General features: G+C 46.3%; 1 tRNA gene and 2 rRNA genes. All 3 read left to right on the top strand.

The annotated features are described in order from the left end of the window. Positions 1-405: ribosomal RNA gene (locus A3712_RS19825) — 23S ribosomal RNA — on the top strand; the annotation flags it as partial. A gap of 135 nt (positions 406-540) precedes the next feature. Continuing rightward, positions 541-656, top strand: a 5S ribosomal RNA gene (rrf, locus tag A3712_RS19820). An 80-nt stretch (positions 657-736) separates the two neighbouring features. Beyond that, a tRNA-Asp gene (locus A3712_RS19815) sits at positions 737-813 on the top strand. Positions 814-1,109: the final 296 nt, after the last annotated feature.

Here is a 1,109-nt window from a genome sequence, read left to right as displayed (position 1 = left end):
TCGATGTCGGCTCATCACATCCTGGGGCTGATGTCGGTCACAAGGGTATGGCGGTTTGCCCTTTAAAGTGGTACGCGGGCTGGGATTCGAATGTCGTGAGACCGTTGGGTTCCTATCTGCCGTGGGCGTTGGAAAATTGAAGGGGGCTGCTCCTAGTACGAGAGGACCGGAGTGGACGAACCTCTGGTGTTCGGGTTGTCATGCCAATGGCATTGCCCGGTAGCTAAGTTCGGAATCGATAACCGCTGAAAGCATCTAAGCGGGAAGCGAGCCCTGAGATGAGTTTTCCCTGACGCTTTAAGCGTCCTAAAGGGTTGTTCAAGACTAGAACGTTGATAGGCAGGGTGTGTAAGCGCTGTGAGGCGTTGAGCTAACCTGTACTAATTGCCCGTGAGGCTTAACCATACAACACCCAAGGGGTTTTGATGGACTCAAAGATACAAACGCTTGAATGAGTTTGAAGAGATAAGACTTTTAATAAGCTTTCCAGATTATTTTGCCTTCAGTTTTTAAAAAAGCTGAAAGTAAAAGCAAAATTCGCTTGGCGACCATAGCATTGTGGACCCACCTGATTCCATGCCGAACTCAGAAGTGAAACACAATAGCGCCGATGGTAGTGTGGGGCTTCCCCATGTGAGAGTAGGACATCGCCAGGCTCCAAATTTATTTTCACTTTTCAAAAGTGAAGACAAAAGTGTTATGAACGACTTGTCAGCGACGACAAGTAGTCCACTGCGGAGTGGTAGTTCAGTTGGTTAGAATACCGGCCTGTCACGCCGGGGGTCGCGGGTTCGAGTCCCGTCCACTCCGCCACTTATTATAAAAGCCCTGCTAGAAATAGCAGGGCTTTTTTACATCTATCAAAAATGTATGCTGTATCTGGCTATATTTAGTAACCGATTGGTAAATAGGTAGAATGATAACTCAACTACATCACACCTTTTAGAAAGCCTAGTCTTACGAATAGGCTTTCGTCGTTTCTAGGTACTGCTTGTTTACTCTTTGTCTAATAATCTCCTCTCGCATATAACCTCAGCCATTACGATTTTGATTTAGAAGCTTCACTAGAAATAGCGCGCCTTTCCTGTACCTGAAGAATAGTGTTTCGT

Origin of the sequence: Vibrio sp. HI00D65 (assembly GCF_001635455.1) — a bacterium.
In the GTDB taxonomy this organism is placed as follows: Bacteria; Pseudomonadota; Gammaproteobacteria; order Enterobacterales; family Vibrionaceae; genus Vibrio.
Note: the sequence above shows the minus strand (reverse complement) of the source record. Positions and strands in the feature narration are given on the sequence as shown.